Consider the following 17816-nt stretch of genomic DNA (forward strand, 5'->3'; position numbering starts at 1 on the left):
GACAAGGAAACGGACACGCATGGATGCGAGCGGCGACGGCCATTTGACCCCGGCGGACCTGAAGAGGACCTTGTCACATGTGATGCCAGGCCTTGACCAGTTCTGGAGCCGCAAGCTTAACGATTACGCAAGAGCTGTTTACGAGGTCGAGCGCCACCGCGCCGATTGCGCTATCCGCGACGATGCCATGATCCGGCTGAAAGCGTGTGTCGAACGGGCGGCACTGAGGTCAGGTGCCGATCGCGCGCGGGCGCGAGAGGCTGCGGATCAATTGGCCGCGGCTCCTGTCATGCAAACCGGACCACATTGCCATCTGCTGATAGAGCCCGATAGCTTTTACACACATCTGTTCAGCCTGCTTGGTCTTAGCGCCCATCGGCTTCGATGGCATATCTGGTATGGCGCCTCCACCGTCAAATTCATCGAGAAGGCGAAGAAGGGGCCCGGGTGGCTCAATCTTGAGAACGAAACGATCAATGTGTTCGGCCTGCCGCGAAGCCGAATGGACGCCTACAGCCTATGTGGATCGAATGGCGCCTACAATTTCGTGTTGTCGGGAATCGAAAGGAGCGAAGCGGCCAATCCGTCTGCGGCGAGGTTGAAAGCGATCCTGCCGAGCGAAGGCTTCGCATCGGCCGCCGAGGCGATCAAAGCCGGGAATCAGGCACTATGGACGCGGTTTTTTCCGGAGCCGATTCAGTTGCTTCAGATTGACGACATCGATGTCGCGGATCTCGTGGCAGATCACCTTGAAGATACGGGCTCATGGCTTTCGAAGTGCATCGGTGGAGATGGCGCATGGGCTTTCGCCATCCTGGAGGCGATCGATGAACTTGACACCGGGCCATGGACAGGATGGATTCGCAGAACGACAGACCTGTTCTGGGGATTGGCAGACGGCAAGATCTATCCCTTGCAGTTGAAAAATGGCGATCTGTCGGACATTAAGGGATCCCGCTCCGACGTGCCATTCCAGCCCAGCTGTATCGCGGAAGCGCTTCGGGAACGCAGAATCGTGCCCAGCTTGTTTGTCGCGTTTCTGGTGATCTCAATCCTGCCAGGAACACGCGTTCTCGGTGGATGTCGTCAGGTCGTCTACTATCCCCTCATGCGCCATGTTCTTGCGACAGCGCTCGGGAAGACAGGTGAAACTGATCTGTTGAACTCCCTCCGCGCCGACGCCTGTCCAGGAGTATGGGGACATCGCGCGCTGAAACCACATAACGGTTCTCCCTTTGCGGCCTTGGAGAACGAGACCGTGATGGGTCTGCTGGAGATCTATGGTAAACAGTCGCTTACCGACGCATGCGGTGATCTCGCGAGTTTTACCGGCGATCCGATTTGGGCGGAACTGACAGAGCGCGCGAGAAACAGGGGGCTTCATGCTCCGCCGCCGGAGTGGCAGTGGGCACGGTGGTCGTAACAAACCGCCTCGGAGAAACTGAAACATACGGCCCCCTCACCCGTTATAACTGGCCCTACCCTACTGGAGATGGATATGTCGTCGAACGCACGGAGGCTAATGATCAGGCGCCTAACAATCGACGATGTCGAAGTCTTCCGCCGCATTCGCCTGGAGGCACTTTCCTGCGAACCGTCCGCATTTGCGAGCGTCCACGAAGATTGGGTAGATCTTTCGGACGAGGAGTGGCGCAACCGGTTGAACGAGCCGGCTTTCGTCGCTTTCATCAATGAGGAGCCGGTTGGGATGATGGGCCTCTCACGTCATCGTCCGAGGAAATTGGCGCATCGCGCAACCCTCGTGAGTGTTTATGTGCGAAAGAGTGCGCGCGGATCCGGCGCCGCGGCCGATCTTCTGACCACGGTTTCAGATTATGCAAGAAGTCTTGGAATTCTGCAGTTGGAACTCGCGGTCAACGCCGAGAATACGGTCGCGGCGCGATTCTATCGGCGCCATGGCTTTGTCGAGGTTGGTCGAATTCCCGGCGGAGTGCTCGACGACGGCAGGGCAATCGACGACATCATCATGGTGTCGCGACTGGGCGGATGAGCACCCCTCAGGCCACCCTCGACCAGCTGGCTGGCAGGCCCGCGGCAAATCTTCTCACGTAAGATGGACTTCGAAGCTCACGTGATGGAGCAAATGCTGGTCTAGCCTTAAAGAAACGGGGCAAAGGTCAGGGGCCAATATTTTTCGCGCCGAGCCATTTTTCATCAAATACCTCGCGCGAAATGGGAACGTCGTCGTCGGATGCTAGGCAACCGACCAGTTGAATGCCGCTATTGAAGATCAGAGATCTCCTGCCACCATCAGGTCCCATCGCGGCGATTACGCGCGTCGAGCTCCCCGTTGAGAGAAGCAGCATTTTATATACTTGCCAGTAGTGCGAATTTTAATCAGAACTTTCGACTGGCGCGATCTCTCCACCCACTCGCGGCATATAGTCCAGATCCGGCACCTTAAAGGCCGGTGATGCCGGATCCCATTCCAGTCGTCTCGTAGTGCGCGAGAGATCGGGAGCGCTGACCACAAAACGCTCATCATAGCGAGCATACAGAGTGTCGAAGAAGCCGCTCAATCGAAGCGGGCTATCGGGACCAGGAAAACTATCGAGCAGGCTGTTTCGTCCAGTCCCGTGCATTTCGACCAGACCGAAGCCTATCGCCTCGTAACGGCTTACATCGTCGCGAATGCCGCGCCGGCCGACGAGTTCGCGCAGCGCATTATGAAAGCGGACGATACCGGCAACCGGTTCGCCACCTTCCGTCATAGCGATGTCGTTGGCGGCAAGCGCCTTGGCACCTTCGCTTGCCTGCTCCGCATCTGCGGCGACTTCGGCGGCATCGTCAAGTGCAGTTTCAATCATTCGGTTTGCACGTAGCAGGACGAGGTAGCCTAGAACCAGTGCCGGATACGTGATGTGCAGATTGGTACACTCACCGATCGTCTCTTCCATGCGGTTCGTCAGGTTTCGGAATGCACCGGTCACTCCCTTGCATGAAACGGCCAGAACCGGGCCAATACCCTCACGCGTCACCACGACGTCGACGTTCTTGGTCTTCAAGCCGCCAAGGACGGTCCGCTCGCCACCTCCTGCCGAAGCCGGTTCGTATTCGAGAAGAGGGGGCTTTCCGGAACGGCGCTTTATACGAAATGGTGGGCGGGGTACGATATCGTCTGGATCAAAGCCGCCTTCGATGACCAATCGACAGGCTACATACCAATGCAGCGGCTTGATGTGGCTGGCGCTCTGGGTCTTGCCAGTGAACTCGGCAAAAGCCGCCAAGGCATCAGACTGATTGGTCCATTGGCAGGTCTTCGCCTCCAGATTACTCGGCATAATGCCTCCAGCGATGAAGCGTGTTGATCGCATCTTCCAATGCGTCGTTGTGGGCTTCAGCGGCTCTGGCCTCCACTGGAAAGAGAATGCGCGAAGCTTCCCGGGGCTCCAGCTTCAACATTCCGCCGCCGAGCGCGTGCCCTTCAAGCTCGCAACTCAGCCGCAGGAATGGGGTTGTCCATTGCGGCAGCAACTTGGCTGCAAGCGCACGATCACGGACACGCACCGAATGAACGCTGTTGGTGCAGGTCACACCGGCGAGGTTTTGCACGAGGCTCGCGGATCGACCCGACATGTAGCTCAGGACGAAGTCCGGTATCTGCACATCCGGCACGGCATACCACGGGGCGCGATTGCGGCACTTGTAGCCGAGGCGGGCTTCACGGCCGGCACTGCTGTTCAGATAGCGCTGCACGCTCGACGGCAGTTCCTGTTCGCGCGTCAGTCGAAGGAGAAGAACCTTATCATCACTTTTGATCCAACCTTCGACAGTTGCCTCGGTAATCTGGCTGCTCGGCATCGCCCGGCCGTTGCGCAGGCTGGGATGAAGAAATGCAGCCGGAATTCCCAGTCGCTTGGCCTCCGATGGCCGCAGATGGAAAAAGTCATTGTCTCCGCTCACATACCCGATACCAATGGAGGCTATATCGCCGAACCGTTTGCTTGTCGGATCCTGGATGACCGTCGCATAGATGTCGCGAACATTCTTCGACAAGAGGTACGGTCTCAGGCGACGCGACCAGGTTGTGCGCCATTCATCGACGTCGACGAAGATATCAGGCTTCGGCCTGTGTTTGTCGGGCTTGAATGTCTCGCACACTGTCAGGCCAATGCGGGACGTTGAACCGCCGTGGCCTTCGGCATAAAGCAGCCAGCAATCTTCCGAAAGCGATGGAAATAGCTTTCGCCGGATGGCGATGATGTGAACCTCAGCAAAGGAGCCGACAAGGTATTCCAGGAGAGGGGCGGCATATGGCGCATGCCCGATTTCTGCTGGCACCACGAAAGCCATCCGTCCGTCCGGCTTCAGCAGCGAGGCGGTTGCCACCAGGAACGGCGCCCAGGACGATGTCAGGCCGGAGAAGTGCGCGCCATATTGCGAACACAGATCCAACGCGCGGCGTCGGACGTCCCCCTTGAAACTTTGATACCGAATAAATGGAGGATTGCCCGCTGCGCATTCGAAGCGCTCGCGCGTTTCGGAAGCCCAAGCGAAGAAATCGCCTTTATGAACCAGCGCCCAGGGTGCGGCCGCAATGGCAGCTTGAGCGGAAAGCGGGTTTTGCTCGATGCCGACGGATTTATGGTGGACGGAAATGAATTGGCCGTCGCCGCATGACGGATCTATCAGCCGGTCGGACGGCCGACGAAGCACCCAACTCACGAGAGCCTGCGCGACATCGCTTGGCGTGAAATACGCGCCAGATTGTTTCTGGCTAAAAATAGCCGACTCACCCTTTATCATCGCCCTACCTTGTCCCACCCCATCCGCTGTTTCAACTGAGCATGTCGCCCGCGATGGGCAGAACATACAAAGAACATTGAAGAGATGCAAAGGCTGCTGATGGCGAGTCCGCAAGCTCACCCGATCTTTCTTCCAGACAGATCATTGCTTCAGGCAGAGATATGTTGAGAGGAAGGTCCAGGGTTGGGGAAACCGGTATAATCCTTCTGCAGGTCGGCAAACACATCTGCCGGTGTGTGGTACCCGGTGTTGTATGGCTCGGAGGCAGCCGCGCCGCTTGCTCGTGTGCCGAGCGCCAAAAGTGAGCCGCGGCAATCGTAAGGGCGACGGGCTGCAGCGATGTGTTCGGCCGATTGTGTTTTAACGGTCTACGCCCCCCGGCTTCCTGAAGCGAACACCAACTCCACCACCGTTCTCTGGGATAAATTCTATTCCGGCCGCCTGAAATGCGGCGATGATGCTGCCGATATTATTGTTGATAGGCATATGAGCGCCGCGTTCAAAATCAGCGATCGTTTGCCGAGACACGTTCGCCGCTTTCGCAAGCTCTGCTTGGCTCCAGCCTAACATAGTCAAGGCCCCCCACGGCATTACTTGGGTATAAGCCTCATGGTGCCTCATTCCGATTTCTTCAATCGCACTCCGACACCGCCGCCGTTGCTGGGAATGAATTCAATCCCAGCATCTTCCAGGGTTATCCTGATGAGTTTTAAATTTGCGGCTGTAATAGATGGTTGGCCGTCTTCGGCCTCGGCGCGACGCACCGTCATGACTCCAATACTCGCTGTTTTTGCAAGATCTTGCGCGGTCCAGCGGAGGAGCGCCCTCGCCGCTCGGATTTGACCACCGGTTATTCCGCTCATTTTTTTCGATTTCTCATTGTAAAATATGACACCACATGGTACTTAAAACATCACGCGGCTGGACTGGGTGTTCGCACCACCCGATCCAGCCTGACCACAACCTAAGCTGTCAGGAGCTCGGATCATGGCTGATTCCGACAATAGCAGAACTTTGTCTATGGTCACGCAGGGAGACCTCCATTCCTTCGTGTCGGCGTCTTTTCCCACACATCCTGGGCTTGCAGCCCGACTTATGGGGCCGTTGGAGATCCAAAATGACGATCTCGCCTTTGCCATTTGGGAGCAATGGTGTGCGGCTCGGCACCGGTTAATCGAATCATGCGTGCGGCAGCAGGATCTCGAACAGAGGCTGTTTGAGATGGTTGGCACGCCGTCCGACGCGCCTGAGGCGTGGAAGGCGGCCGACCGAGAGATCGGATATAGCGCGGCGGTTCGGGAAGAGGAACGCGCGGCTGCCATTGAAGACGAGTTGGCAGAAAGGCTGTGGGATACGCCCGCGGAATCAATCGTCGGCGCGAGCCTCAAGCTCGATGCCATGCTCGGCAGATGGCAACCATCCGCTTCGAGCGATGAGTATCCCTGGCCACAGCTGCGTTCGGTCATCACCGATTTGCTGAAGATCGACGACGAAATAACGTCTCGTGGGAGCGTACGTCGTCAGGTGACGGCGGCGATGCAGGGAGCCGTTCACGGTGTCTAGCACCGCGCGTCTGCCGCAGGTCAGGTTCACCGTTTCGATTCCTCTCTTGGAATCTATCGGTTTTCGTTCGCCTCCGCTGACGCAGAGATGCCTCTGCCTCTTGTAATCGGAGGATTGCGCTTCGGGGCTCATCGTCGAGAGGGCCGGTAAGGCCAAAGGGTGCGAACCGGACGCTTGAGGAAATCATCCTAATAGACATGCGTGGTGGGATCGCTTCCACCGCGACGGCCTCGGCCGCGCCAAAATTAAGAAAAGGGAACTTCATGATGAAACTCGGAAATCCATTGCGTCGGCTCTTCCTGTCCGCGCCGCTGATGCTGCTTGCGGCGTGGAGCCTGCTGGCCGGGCCGGCACAGGCGCAGGAGCTGCGGATCGCCACCTCGTACAAGCTGATGACGCTCGATCCGCATTACGCGAACCTCAACGAGAACACATCACTGCTGTCCCATATCTATGAACGGCTGATCTATCAGGATGAGCATCTTGACCTCAGGCCCGAGCTCGCGGTTTCCTGGCGCGCCGTCTCCGACACGCAATGGGAATTCAAGCTTCGCGACAATGTCCGCTTTCATGACGGCTCGCCCTTCACGGCGGACGACGTCGTCTATACGATCGAACGCATCCGCGATGTCCTGAAGCCGCCGAGCGGCGGCTTTCGGTCCTATCTGACCGGAATCAAGTCGGTTGTGGCAAGAGATCCCCTTACCGTAGTCATCGACACGGACGGCAATCTCCCGAGCCTGCCTTTGTCCCTCTCCTCGATCTTCGTGATGCATCGGCCGGCGCAGGGGTTCCAGACCACCGAGGAACTTAATACTGGCCGTCCGGTCGGCACGGGACCCTACAAGTTCGAGAGCTGGAGTTCCGGCGAGACGTTGAAGCTTTCCAGGAATGATGGCTATTGGGGCGGATGGCCCGCCTGGTCCGCGGTGACGTTTCGGGTCATCGAAAGCCCCGCCGCGCGCGTGGCGGCGCTGGCCACCGGCGATGTCGACGTGGCGGACGCCATTCCGGCACGCGATGTCGCCTCCCTAAAAAATCGCGGCGTCCGGATCGCCAGCATTGGCGCCGCGCGCATTAATTTCCTGCAGTTCGACGTGGACAGAGATACGCTCCCGGGCGTTACCGGAAAGTCCGGCGAACCCATTCCCAACCCCTTCAAGGACCCATCCGTCCGCCGGGCGCTCGCCATGGCGACCGATCGCGGTATCCTGGTCGAGAAGATCCTCTCGGGCTACGGCACGGCCGCCGCGCAAGTCTTTCCGGCGGGCCTGCCGGGCACATCCGCGACCCTGAAGCCCGAGGCGCCGAATTATGATGACGCGAAAGCGCTTCTAGCGAAGGCAGGCTTTCCGAACGGCTTCAACGTCGTTCTGGCCGGACCCGCCGGCCGCTATCCCGGCGACGCCGAGAGCCTTCAGGCCATCGCCCAGAGCTGGGCTCGCATCGGCGTCAGCGTCCGGCCGGTCGCCTCTCCGTTCTCGGTGTTCAATACCCAGAGGGCGGCGGGCGATTATGCCCTGTGGTATGGCGGCAGCTCGGGCGAGACCGTGGATGTCATCCTCGATGCGCTGCTTGCCTCCCCAAATCCCGACCGTGGAACCGGAGCCCTGAACTTTGGGCTTTATCGTAACGAGACCTTCGACGCGATGCTCGCCAAGGCGGAGAGCATGCAGGATGGGCCGGAGCGGAACAAGGCACTTGCCGCCGCGACGGAGTTCGTCATGGCCGACCAGCCGATCATTCCGCTCTACCACTTCCATCACATCGTCGGTTACGGGCCGCGTATCGCCTCCTATGTGATGCATCCCCGTGGCTGGACGACCGCGATGCAGGCGCTCGCGGCGACGGAGTAAGCATCATGGCCTTGGTTTCAGTCGCATTCGGAAGGCTTTCTCAAGCCCTCCTTCTCCTCTTCGCAATGTCGCTGATCGGTTTCATCGGGCTTCACAGCGTCGGCAACCCGGTGTTCAGCATCGTCAACATGGAAACCGCCACGCCCGAGGATATCCGGCGCGCGACCATCGCGCTCGGGCTGGATCAACCGATCTGGCGTCAGTATCTCCTGTTTCTGGACAATGTCGTGCATGGAAACTTCGGCACGTCCTACATCTATCACCTGCCGGCCTTCGCGCTGGTCATAGCCAAGCTTCCCGCGACGCTCGAACTCGCCTGCGTGGCGATGCTCATCGCGGCTCCGGTCGGCGTAGGAGTGGGGCTCCTCGCCGGCCGGAAGAAGGGTACGTCGCTCGATAAGGCCATCTTGAGATCAAGCGTGTTCGCGCTCAGCGTTCCATCATTCTGGCTGAGCATGATGCTGATCCTTACCGGCGCCATCCTGACGGGCTGGTTCCCGTCCGGCGGCCGGGGTTCGACCGTGGTCGTCCTCGGCGAGGACTGGAGCGTGTTCACCGCGAACGGCCTGTGGCATCTCGCCCTCCCCGCCCTGGCGCTCGCCATCCCGAATATCGCGCTGATCGCCAGGCTATCGCGAGCAGGCACGATCGAAGTCGAAAACCTGGACTTCACCCGGTTCTGTCGCGCCAAGGGCCTTTCCCCGCGACGGATACTGTTTCGCCACACGCTTCCCAACATCAGCGTGCCGATCGTGACCATCATCGGCCTGCAGTTCGGCGGCATGCTGGCCTTCGCGGTGGTGGTGGAATCCATCTTCGCGTGGCCGGGCGTCGGCAAGCTGCTGATCGATTCCATCCAGCTCCTCGACCGGCCGGTCGTGATGGCCACCCTGACCTTCATCGCCGCCGCCTTCGTCGTTCTGAACGCCCTTGTCGACCTATTCCAGGCCGTGCTCGACCCGCGCGTGCGCTTGTCTTCATAAGGTGATCCATCGTGAGAACTGAAATCCTAAACGCGCTGAAGAGGCGTCCGCGCCTCCAAGTCCTGACCGCCGCCAATATCGTGCTCGCTGGCTACATCCTCGTCGCGGTCGCCGCGCCGGCGATCGCGCCGCAAAACCCTTATGATCCGCTGCAGATCTACGGCTGGGAGGCATCCTCTCCGCCGGGCACACCGGGCAGTGGCGGCTATCTTTACCTGCTCGGCACGGACGGGCTCGGCAGGGATATCGTCAGCTGCATCCTCTACGGATTGCGCATCAGCCTCCTCGTATCGGTGACCAGCGCCGCTATCGCCGCGTTGATCGGGCTCACCGCTGGCGTTAGTGCTGCCTTTTTCGGCAAGTGGGTTGACATCGCGATCATGCGGCTGGTCGACCTGCAGCTTAGCCTTCCGACGATCCTCATCGCCCTGATCGCCATCGTCACGCTCGGACCCGGAATGGACCGGATCATCCTGGCCCTGATCATCGCGCAGTGGGCGACCTATGCGCGGCTCGCGCGCGGCGTCGCCTTGAGCGAGACGGGCAAGCCTTACATGGATGCCGCACGCTTGCTGCGAATGCCGACGTCGCGGATCATCTTTCGCCACCTGCTGCCGAACAGCATCGCGCCCGCCGTGACCCTGATACCGATCGAGATCGGTCACGCCGTGGCGCTCGAGGCGACCTTGTCCTTTCTTGGCCTTGGGGTGCCGCTCGACAAGCCATCCCTGGGTTCCACCGTCGCGAACGGCTTTCAGTATCTCCTGACCGGCCAATACTGGATCAGCCTTTTCCCCGGCCTCGCCCTATTCGGGCTGATCGCCGGCATCAATCTGGTCGGCGAGGATATTCGCCGCCGTCTTGACCCGAGGAGCCGCGCGGCATGAGCGAAGAAAATATGAAGACTCCCCTGCTTCGGGTGCGCAATTTTGGCCTTCGTTACCGCTCGGCGTCCGGGCCGGTCACAATCCTGACCGATGTGAGCTTCGAACTCGATCGTGGCGAGATCCTCGGTGTCATCGGCGAGTCGGGAGCGGGAAAATCCACGCTGGGTAATGCCGTGCTCGGCCTGCTGGCACCGGAATTCCAGCAATCGACCGGAACGATCGAATTCGATGGCAAGTCCATCGGCGCCATGACAATGAGTGAGCGAGATGCCATTCGCGGACGGCGGATATCGGCGATTTTTCAGGATCATACATCCTCGCTCGATCCGCTAATGAGCGTCGGGACGCAGATCCAGGAGACGATCCTGGCGATCGACCCCTCTCTTTTTCGGCGCCAGGCCCGCGCGCGTGCGATCGATCTGCTGGGCCGAGTTGGAATTCCCGACCCGGAGCGGCGATATGGCGATTACCCGCATCAGTTTTCGGGTGGCCAAAGACAGCGGATTGTCATCGCCATCGCGATTGCCGGCTCTCCGGACATCATCATCGCCGACGAGCCGACATCGGCGCTGGATGCCACCGTCCAGAAGCAGATTCTCGGATTGCTTCGAACCCTCGTCGATGAAACCGGCGTCTCGGTCGTCCTCGTCACGCATGACATGGGCGTGGTTTCCGAGATCACCGACCGAGTCCTTGTCATGAGAAAGGGCCAAGTGGTCGAGCAGGATCGTACCACGGCTATCCTGGACGTGCCGCGAAATGACTATACGCGGAACCTGCTCGCGGCCGTCCCGCGGCTGCGGATCGCCGTGACGGCTGTGAAGACTGATAATGACACAGGTGGGATTGTTTCCGTCGAGAACGATAACGAGCGAGACATGTTTCTCGTAGTTGAAGGTCTTTCCAAAACCTTCCCGCCGCCGGGCCTGGCGTGGCGCCTTGGCCGGAACGGCCCGAAGTTCGCGCTGCGTGACGTCAATGTCCAACTGCGGCGCGGCACCATCACCGGCATCGTCGGCGAGAGCGGGAGCGGCAAGACGACTCTTGGCCGTATCGTCGCTGGCCTCGACACGGCACAAACAGGCAGGATCATCATCGACGGAAGGGATTATGGCCCTTCGAGGAATGGCCGGCACGGCGGTCTTCTCGGCCGCGTGCAGATGATCTTTCAGGACCCGGCCATGTCGCTCAATCCCAAGATGACGATCGAGGAGACGCTGCTCGAAAGCATCCGATTTGGCGGAGTTTCGCGTCACGATGGCGAGCCCGACGATCTCGTGAGGATGATGGATCGCCTCGGCCTCGCCCGAAGCCTGCTCGGCCGATATCCGCACCAGCTTTCGGGCGGCCAGAAGCAACGCGCCTGCATAGCGCGAGCCCTGCTGGCTAAGCCGCAAATCATCGTGGCGGACGAACCGACATCGGCTCTCGACGTCTCCGTGCAGGCGGAGATCGTGACGCTGCTGAAGGACACCATCACCGAGCGGGACATCACCATGATCTTTATCTCCCATGATCTGGCCGTCGTGCAGCAGCTCTGCGATTCCCTTTACATCTTCAGGGATGGCCAAGTGGAGGATGCCGGCCCTTGCGATGCCGTCTTCTCGCGATCCCGCAATCCCTACACGCAAACGCTCATTGGCGCGCGGCCTCACCGGTTTATGGCCTGAGCCTCGATTGTTGCAACGGCTGAGCGTGGGTGCGCGCTTCAATATTGATTTTTGGAAATTGGCGGCATTCGCAGCAATGAAAGGTGACACATGAACAACAGCTTCACGTTGGCCGTCACAGGCCAATCGCTCATAAAGCACGACATCCACGATGTGAGCGCTCCAGCCTTCGGGCAGGTTCGCTCGCTGCTTCAGCAAGCCGATCTCTCGTTCACCAATTTCGAGGGGACGATCCTTGGAAATCACGGCGGTTGGCCGCTCAAGGGTTCGTTCTTCGGATGCAGCAAACCAGCCGTCCTGGACGCCCTCCGATCCATGGGGTTCGGCGCGCTTTCGCTCTCGAACAATCATGCCTTCGATCTTGGCCCGCCGGGCGTGTTGTCGACGCTGGAAGAGGTGGAGAAGCGAGGCTTCCTCCATGCCGGTCTTGGTCGCAACCTTCAGGAGGCCTCGCGTGCGGGTGTCGGGACAATCAAGGGCCGGCGTGTCGCGATCGTCGCGATGGATGGCGGTCCAGGCCCGGATTTCATGTATGCGGCGGATGCGGACAACGGCCGTCCCGAGCGCCCCGGCGTGAACCGGCTCGGACTGTCACAGGTGATCGAGGTGGACGAAGAGTCGTTCCGACGGATTAGCGTCATCCGGGACAGGGTCGGCTATACGCCGATCGACCTTGCCAATGACAGTCAGCCGGACGACCCACGGCGTCTCTCTCCAGATCGCGAGATCGGTATCGGGCGCGCCGTGTTCACGCGATCCAACAGGTTCGGCCGCGGCGTGACGATCGAAGAGGGTGACATGGCAAGAAATCTCGCGGCGATCGGCTCCGCCGCGGCCGACGGCTCCTTGGTGGTCGCCTATCTGCACCATCATCACTGGGCCTCGGACTGGTACCAGGTTCCCGAATGGGTCGGCGGCGTCGCCCGGCAGTGCATCGACGCGGGAGCCGCCATGTTCGTCAGCCACGGCGCGCCGGTTCTCCAGCCCCTGGAGATCTATCGGGCCAAGCCGATCTTCTACAGTCTTGGCAATTTCATCTTCCATGTTCGTTCGGAAAAATCGACTTGGACGGCACCCGAGGTCTGGGAGAGCGTGATCGGCTCGTGCTCTTTCGACGGTGACAACAATCTTACCGCCATAACGCTTCATCCCGTCATCATCGGCGGCGACGAGGGACTGAAGGACCGACTGCTGGAGCGCCGGCTGGTGCCACATCTGGCAACCGGGAAAAGCGCCGAGAGAATCTTGTGGCGGTTTTCCCAACAATCGGCCAGCCTTGGCGTCGATATCGTGGTCGAGGGCGACATCGGCGTCGTGCGGCTCGAGTCGAGGACATCAGGGTCGGAGGTCATGCGCGATCGCTTCGCTATCTGACGCCATGCCCGAATGCAGCGATCGGCCGTGCCACGAATGAGAATGCCGAGGATTTCGACGGCACCTCCTTGGGCCAGCCTGGATGGGATGAAAAACATGCAAGTTCGAGACGAGCTCGTCAGTCGATTTTTTCGTTATGCCGCGATCGAGAGCCAGAGCGACGGCCGTTCCCAATCGCTGCCATCATCACCCGGACAACTCGAGCTCGCCGTCTTGCTGGCAGAGGAGTTGTGTACGCTCGGGCTCGATGATGTCCAGGTCGACGAGCATGCGATGGTGACGGGGGTGAAGCGCGGGAGCAGACCGAAGGCTCCAAAAGTTGGCTTCATAGCCCATCTTGATACAGTCGACGTCGGTCTCTCGCCGATCGTCCGACCGCGGGTTCTTCGCTTCGAGGGAGCGGATCTTTGCCTCAATCCTCGCGAGGACATTTGGCTGCGCGTCGACGAACATCCGGAAATTCTCCGTTGGGCAGGCGAGGAGATCATCTTCGGCGACGGCACCAGCGTCCTGGGCGCGGATAACAAGGCGGCGATCGCGGTCATCATGACACTCCTTGCCCGGCTCGATGCAAAAGGCGAGCACGGAGACATCTTCGTTGCCTTCGTGCCGGACGAGGAAATCGGGCTGCGGGGATCCAAGGCGCTCGATCTCTCCCGCTTCCCATGCGATTTCGCCTATACGATCGATTGCTGCGAGCTAGGCGAAGTAGTCCTTGAGACCTTCAACGCCGCATCTTGTGAAATCGTCTTCACGGGTGTCAGTGCTCATCCCATGTCGGCGAAGGGCACCCTCGTCAATCCCCTGCTAATGGCCATGGACTTCATCGGCCACTTCGACCGTGGCGATGCACCGGAATGCACTCAGGGCCGGGAGGGTTTTTTCTGGTTCAAGGATCTGATAGCAAATGACAGCCAGGCGACGTTGATCGCCCTGATCCGGGACTTCGATGAGATCGGATTCAATGAACGCAAACGTCGGATCTTGGAGATCGCGGATTTGGTCAACTCGCGATATCCGACTGGCGATGTTCGCTGCCAGCTGACCGATACCTACCAAAATATCGCCAGCAGCCTTTGCGATGATAACCGTGCCGCTGAGCTGCTTTTCGAGGTTCTCGGCAAGCTCGGGATCCAAGCGAAGCTCCTGCCAATGCGCGGCGGCACCGATGGCGCTGTGCTTTCCGCTCGAGGAACACCGACTCCGAACTTCTTCACCGGCGCGCACAACTTTCATTCTCGCTTCGAGTTTCTACCTCTGCCGGCCTTCGAACGATCATTGGATGTTGCCCGCGGGATATGCCTGCTGGCCGCCAGGGAAAATGGATCGGACGGCAGCTGAAGGAATCGGGACTCGCGGGACCTCGTTTGGCATCGGCACCTTCTACGGAAAATTCAGCGACGTAGGAACGAGACGGATCCACCGAAATCATTGATGTTCCGCTTGACGCTCCGTCGAAGCTTCTCCTATCCCTGATAGGGGGCCGGGAAGATTATGTCCTGGTCCACCAGGACGTTGAATTTGTAGCCCGGCCGGATTTGGATCGTCGGCTGAACATTGAGGCTCTTCGAGATCGTCTGTTCCGCGACCCGGCCGAAGCTCTCGGCGAAGTTTCGTCGCGCGGCATCCGACGCCGTGTCCTGCGTCGCAAGCGTAGAGCTTTCCGGCATCGACATGTCGATCCCAGTCCCGATAATCGCCACCAGCGCCGCTGAACCGAATGTCCTCCAGAGATGGCGGTCTACCTTGTCCCGGAAGCCCCCATATCCCTCGGCGTCGGTGCCGGCCATGCCGCCGATCCGCAAGGTAGACCCGTTTGGGAATATAAGATCCGTCCAGACGACTAGTACCCGCTCCTGGCCGAAGGAAACTTTCGAGTCATATCGACCGAACAGCTTGGCGCCTTGCGGGATGAGGAGGCGATAGCCCGTCGCGCTGTCATAGACGTTCTGGCTGACCTGCGCGGTCACGCGCCCAGGCAGGTCGGAGTTGAGGCCGGTGATCAAGGTTGCCGGAATGACCGAGCCGCGCTTCAGTTCATAAGGCGACATCCGCGGCACGACCTGGTTCGGCAGGTAGCCGAGATCCTTGATATCTTGGTTGAAGAAATCCTCCTTCGACGCCTGGCCGTTCTGGTCGACGTTTTGGCCGATAAGCCCGGATTTCATGGCGGTGGCGTAGAGGTCCGAAGCACTGTTCGCGGCGGCATTCGGCGCCCGGCGACCAGGCTCATTGGTGGAGCTCGCCGCCTTCTCGACATCCGAGATGTCGACTTTCAGCGGCGAATCGAGCGCCGTGGCGCGGGCCTGAAGGCGCGCCATCCGTTGGCGCTGTGCTTCACGGATATATTGCTCGTCCTGCTCCCGCTTCAACCGCCCCTTCCATTCCTCTTCCGACTCCAGCCTTTGTCGACGATCTTGTCGCTCCAGTGGCTGACGTTCGACGAGTGGTTCGTGCTTCTCCGTTTTTTCTACGATCACGGGAGTTGGTTGAAACGACTCCTGCTTTTCCGGCTCACCGATAATGCCATCGGTTACACCTCTCTTGAGCTGGTCGCCGAAATTGGTCGCGGGGCTGTTAGACGCCTCCACGATGTCGCCACGTTGGAAGGAAAGACCGCGCAGCGACAGACCGATGACGACGATTCCCACGAACAGCGTGATGACGATGATGGCGACGATGATCGGCAGGCGGTTGAGCCGGCGCATGCCGGTCTGATCGTCGGCTTGGCCTGACGTGCCAAGCTGGAGTGATTGGCCCATTTCGATCTCCCTCAGTTGCGCCGCATGATCGAAAGTGGACTGGCCGGCGCGGCGCCGGATCCCGTCGGCGTATAAGCACGGCCAAGAGCGATCGAAGGCGTCGACAGGCGCGCGAAAACCTGTCCATCGAACCGCTCGATTGCATAGGCAAGCTCAACCGGCTTGACGTCCTTCGCAACCTTGCCGTCCGTGACGACCGTGTAGCCCCACCCCTTCAGGGCCGCCTCGAGGGCGGTCGCGAACTCCGAGGTGTCGTTCTCCATCTTGATCGTCGCCACACCGGCCGGACCGATCTGCTCGGCAAGCCGGCTTGCCATGTCACCGGCAATGGCGCTTGCGGCGGGCCCGGTGACGGCGACGGGAGTTGAGCTCGTGGTCAGCGCGTCATCCGCCGTTTGGCAACCGGAAAGTAGCACGACCACGAGCAGGAATCCGAAAAGCTTGCCCATCGATCATCCTCCCCGCCGGATAGTGATCTTCTGCTGTCGCCAACCGACGCCGGAAACGAGGATCGCCTTGTCGATGGCATAGTCGACGGTCATCATGTTATTCTTCATCCGATAGTTCACGATGCGATTTTGGCCGCCGGAAACGACGAACAGTACCGGTGCGTCCTGACCCGAGATCGACTTCGGGAACTGGATGTAGGTCTTCACACCGTCCGAATAGACCCGCTTTGGCCTCCAGGGCGCGCTGCCGCTCACGGAATAGGAGAAGTTCAGCTTATCCGGCGTCGTGCCGGGAATGCCGCCTGTTTCGAGACGGGCATTGATATCCGCGAGCTTGGTCGAAACATCTTCCGGATATTCGAAGCCGACACGCGCCATGTATTGGCTGGGGTGAGACTTGAGCTGAATATGGTAGGTGCGTCGCGATGTCGTGACCACCATCGAGGTCACAAGACCAGATTCGGAAGGCTTGACGATCAGGTGGATCGCCTGGCCTCCGGTGGCCCCCGATGTCGCGGGTTCCACCTTCCAGCGCACCGTGTCGCCCACCAGCACGTCACGGACGATCTCACCACCCTGCAGCTCGATATCGCAGACCTGCAGCGGCGAACAGACGACCGAGGGCTGGGTCTCGCCGAACAGGAAGATGACCTTGCCATCCGGTCCTGTCGTGACCAGGCCAGGTGCCCCACGCCACTTCCGGGAAATAGTCGTTCCCCTCACTTCATTCGTGGTCATGCTTTGCGCCTGCGCGCACGCCACAAAGGCGAGTCCGGCCATGCAGCCGGCGGCCGCGATCAATCCTCTTTTTCGCATTGAGATATCCCTATCCTTAAAGCTGAGCCGTCCAGTCGAAATCCCGGACATAGAGGCCGATGGGATTGAGGCGGATCGTCGCCTCATCCTGCGGCGCGGTAAGCGCGACCGTGGCGATGCCACGAAAGCGACGGGTCCCGGTTTCCTTGCCCTTCCGGTCCCGCTCGTATTCCGTCCAGTCGATCTGATAGGTCTGCTTCGAAAGCGCCACGATGTTGTTGACCTCAATCGCGACCGTCGAGGATCTCGCCCTCTCGAAGGGTGAATTGCCGCGGAACCAAGTGTTGATCTTCTCGGTCGACGGATCGGAGGTGCGCAGCAGGGCGTAGGTGCGGTCGATATATTGCTTCTGTACCACGGCGTCGGGCGTGATAGAACGGAAGCTCGTGACGAAGTTGCCGAGCGTCGAGCGTACCACCCGCGCATCGGCATACTCGATTTGTTCGGGGAAGCCGGCTGTTACCGCGGTTCCAAGCTTGTCGACCTCGACGATATAGGGGACAAGCTTCACTTGGGTACTCAGATACATCGCGTAGCCGAACCCGATCACGGCCATTGCCAGGCCAAGGATGCCGACGATCCGCCAAGCGGCGGCGGCTTTCACATAGGAGCCATAGCGTTCGTTCCATTCAAGACGTGCGGCGAGATACGGATTATCAGGTGCGCGGTTCGCTGCCATTTGTTCTTCC

Annotated in this window: 17 protein-coding genes; 9 read left to right on the forward strand and 8 right to left on the reverse strand. The window is 59.9% G+C overall.

The window, feature by feature from the left end:
* The first annotated feature begins 19 nt into the window (after nt 1–19).
* Together AC13RC_RS27020 and AC13RC_RS27025 are read left to right on the forward strand one after the other, a co-directional pair.
* The gene (locus AC13RC_RS27020) at nt 20–1423 is read left to right on the forward strand and encodes a hypothetical protein (protein WP_488559073.1); all 1404 of its coding nucleotides are present in this window, start codon (nt 20–22) and stop codon (nt 1421–1423) included.
* 75 nt (nt 1424–1498) lie between these two features.
* A complete protein-coding gene (locus AC13RC_RS27025) occupies nt 1499–2011 on the forward strand; it encodes a GNAT family N-acetyltransferase (protein ID WP_183814193.1) in 513 nt (170 codons plus the stop codon).
* Nucleotides 2012–2354: 343 nt separating this feature from the next.
* On the opposite strand, the gene AC13RC_RS27030 is transcribed toward AC13RC_RS27025, so the two are convergent.
* From AC13RC_RS27030 to AC13RC_RS27045, 4 genes are all read right to left on the reverse strand, one after another.
* Nucleotides 2355–3302 (reverse strand): hypothetical protein, encoded by a 948-nt coding sequence (locus AC13RC_RS27030; RefSeq protein ID WP_113389887.1) that lies wholly within the window; start codon nt 3300–3302, stop codon nt 2355–2357.
* On the reverse strand, nt 3292–4767 hold the full coding sequence (locus AC13RC_RS27035; RefSeq protein ID WP_488559074.1) for an Eco57I restriction-modification methylase domain-containing protein: 1476 nt from the start codon (nt 4765–4767) through the stop codon (nt 3292–3294). Before AC13RC_RS27035 ends, AC13RC_RS27030 begins: the two co-directional genes overlap by 11 nt.
* A gap of 360 nt (nt 4768–5127) precedes the next feature.
* A complete protein-coding gene (locus tag AC13RC_RS27040) occupies nt 5128–5337 on the reverse strand; it encodes a helix-turn-helix domain-containing protein (protein ID WP_113389885.1) in 210 nt (69 codons plus the stop codon).
* A gap of 47 nt (nt 5338–5384) precedes the next feature.
* On the reverse strand, nt 5385–5630 hold the full coding sequence (locus tag AC13RC_RS27045) for a transcriptional regulator (RefSeq protein WP_113346506.1): 246 nt from the start codon (nt 5628–5630) through the stop codon (nt 5385–5387).
* A gap of 124 nt (nt 5631–5754) precedes the next feature.
* On the opposite strand from AC13RC_RS27045, the gene AC13RC_RS27050 reads away from it, so the two are divergent.
* The 7 genes from AC13RC_RS27050 (at nt 5755) to pepT (ending at nt 14441) form a co-directional block, all read left to right on the forward strand.
* Complete coding sequence (locus tag AC13RC_RS27050) at nt 5755–6330, forward strand: hypothetical protein (protein WP_488559075.1); 576 nt, start codon at nt 5755–5757, stop codon at nt 6328–6330.
* 266 nt (nt 6331–6596) lie between these two features.
* Nucleotides 6597–8186, forward strand: a complete 1590-nt coding sequence (locus AC13RC_RS27055) for an ABC transporter substrate-binding protein (RefSeq protein ID WP_488559144.1) — start codon at nt 6597–6599, stop codon at nt 8184–8186.
* 5 nt (nt 8187–8191) lie between these two features.
* Nucleotides 8192–9169 carry an ABC transporter permease gene (locus AC13RC_RS27060; RefSeq protein WP_488559076.1) on the forward strand — a complete coding sequence of 326 codons (978 nt, stop codon included), beginning with the start codon at nt 8192–8194 and terminating at the stop codon, nt 9167–9169.
* Between the two features lie 11 nt (nt 9170–9180).
* Complete coding sequence (locus AC13RC_RS27065; RefSeq protein WP_488559077.1) at nt 9181–10056, forward strand: ABC transporter permease; 876 nt, start codon at nt 9181–9183, stop codon at nt 10054–10056.
* The gene (locus tag AC13RC_RS27070; RefSeq protein WP_488559078.1) at nt 10053–11726 is read left to right on the forward strand and encodes a dipeptide ABC transporter ATP-binding protein; all 1674 of its coding nucleotides are present in this window, start codon (nt 10053–10055) and stop codon (nt 11724–11726) included. The genes AC13RC_RS27065 and AC13RC_RS27070 overlap by 4 nt, the downstream gene beginning before the upstream one ends.
* 90 nt (nt 11727–11816) lie before the next feature.
* Nucleotides 11817–13100 (forward strand): CapA family protein, encoded by a 1284-nt coding sequence (locus tag AC13RC_RS27075; protein ID WP_488559079.1) that lies wholly within the window; start codon nt 11817–11819, stop codon nt 13098–13100.
* A 96-nt stretch (nt 13101–13196) separates the two neighbouring features.
* Nucleotides 13197–14441, forward strand: coding sequence for a peptidase T (pepT, locus tag AC13RC_RS27080; RefSeq protein ID WP_488559080.1), 1245 nt, complete (start codon nt 13197–13199; stop codon nt 14439–14441).
* 125 nt (nt 14442–14566) lie between these two features.
* Here the strand turns inward: pepT and trbI are convergent, their stop codons facing one another.
* The 4 genes from trbI to AC13RC_RS27100 are packed head-to-tail and all read right to left on the reverse strand — an operon-like array spanning nt 14567 to nt 17806.
* A complete protein-coding gene (trbI, locus tag AC13RC_RS27085; RefSeq protein ID WP_488559081.1) occupies nt 14567–15862 on the reverse strand; it encodes an IncP-type conjugal transfer protein TrbI in 1296 nt (431 codons plus the stop codon).
* A gap of 11 nt (nt 15863–15873) precedes the next feature.
* Nucleotides 15874–16311: a conjugal transfer protein TrbH gene (gene trbH, locus AC13RC_RS27090; protein ID WP_152094498.1), complete on the reverse strand. Its 438-nt coding sequence runs from the start codon at nt 16309–16311 to the stop codon at nt 15874–15876.
* 3 nt (nt 16312–16314) lie between these two features.
* On the reverse strand, nt 16315–17127 hold the full coding sequence (gene trbG, locus AC13RC_RS27095) for a P-type conjugative transfer protein TrbG (protein WP_113396281.1): 813 nt from the start codon (nt 17125–17127) through the stop codon (nt 16315–16317).
* Nucleotides 17128–17143: 16 nt separating this feature from the next.
* Complete coding sequence (locus AC13RC_RS27100) at nt 17144–17806, reverse strand: conjugal transfer protein TrbF (RefSeq protein WP_069610834.1); 663 nt, start codon at nt 17804–17806, stop codon at nt 17144–17146.
* Nucleotides 17807–17816: the final 10 nt, after the last annotated feature.

Source organism: Martinezella sp. CNPSo 3890, assembly GCF_057784455.1.

Bases quoted from the DNA above. Each gene is read 5' to 3' on its own strand.
- AC13RC_RS27020 (WP_488559073.1), top strand. From the start codon at position 20: ATGGATGCGAGCGGCGACGGCCATTTGACCCCGGCGGACCTGAAGAGG.
- AC13RC_RS27025 (WP_183814193.1), top strand. From the start codon at position 1,499: ATGTCGTCGAACGCACGGAGGCTAATGATCAGGCGCCTAACAATCGAC.
- AC13RC_RS27030 (WP_113389887.1), bottom strand. From the start codon at position 3,302: ATGCCGAGTAATCTGGAGGCGAAGACCTGCCAATGGACCAATCAGTCT.
- AC13RC_RS27035 (WP_488559074.1), bottom strand. From the start codon at position 4,767: ATGATAAAGGGTGAGTCGGCTATTTTTAGCCAGAAACAATCTGGCGCG.
- AC13RC_RS27040 (WP_113389885.1), bottom strand. From the start codon at position 5,337: ATGTTAGGCTGGAGCCAAGCAGAGCTTGCGAAAGCGGCGAACGTGTCT.
- AC13RC_RS27045 (WP_113346506.1), bottom strand. From the start codon at position 5,630: ATGAGCGGAATAACCGGTGGTCAAATCCGAGCGGCGAGGGCGCTCCTC.
- AC13RC_RS27050 (WP_488559075.1), top strand. From the start codon at position 5,755: ATGGCTGATTCCGACAATAGCAGAACTTTGTCTATGGTCACGCAGGGA.
- AC13RC_RS27055 (WP_488559144.1), top strand. From the start codon at position 6,597: ATGAAACTCGGAAATCCATTGCGTCGGCTCTTCCTGTCCGCGCCGCTG.
- AC13RC_RS27060 (WP_488559076.1), top strand. From the start codon at position 8,192: ATGGCCTTGGTTTCAGTCGCATTCGGAAGGCTTTCTCAAGCCCTCCTT.
- AC13RC_RS27070 (WP_488559078.1), top strand. From the start codon at position 10,053: ATGAGCGAAGAAAATATGAAGACTCCCCTGCTTCGGGTGCGCAATTTT.
- AC13RC_RS27075 (WP_488559079.1), top strand. From the start codon at position 11,817: ATGAACAACAGCTTCACGTTGGCCGTCACAGGCCAATCGCTCATAAAG.
- pepT (WP_488559080.1), top strand. From the start codon at position 13,197: ATGCAAGTTCGAGACGAGCTCGTCAGTCGATTTTTTCGTTATGCCGCG.
- trbI (WP_488559081.1), bottom strand. From the start codon at position 15,862: ATGGGCCAATCACTCCAGCTTGGCACGTCAGGCCAAGCCGACGATCAG.
- trbH (WP_152094498.1), bottom strand. From the start codon at position 16,311: ATGGGCAAGCTTTTCGGATTCCTGCTCGTGGTCGTGCTACTTTCCGGT.
- trbG (WP_113396281.1), bottom strand. From the start codon at position 17,127: ATGCGAAAAAGAGGATTGATCGCGGCCGCCGGCTGCATGGCCGGACTC.
- AC13RC_RS27100 (WP_069610834.1), bottom strand. From the start codon at position 17,806: ATGGCAGCGAACCGCGCACCTGATAATCCGTATCTCGCCGCACGTCTT.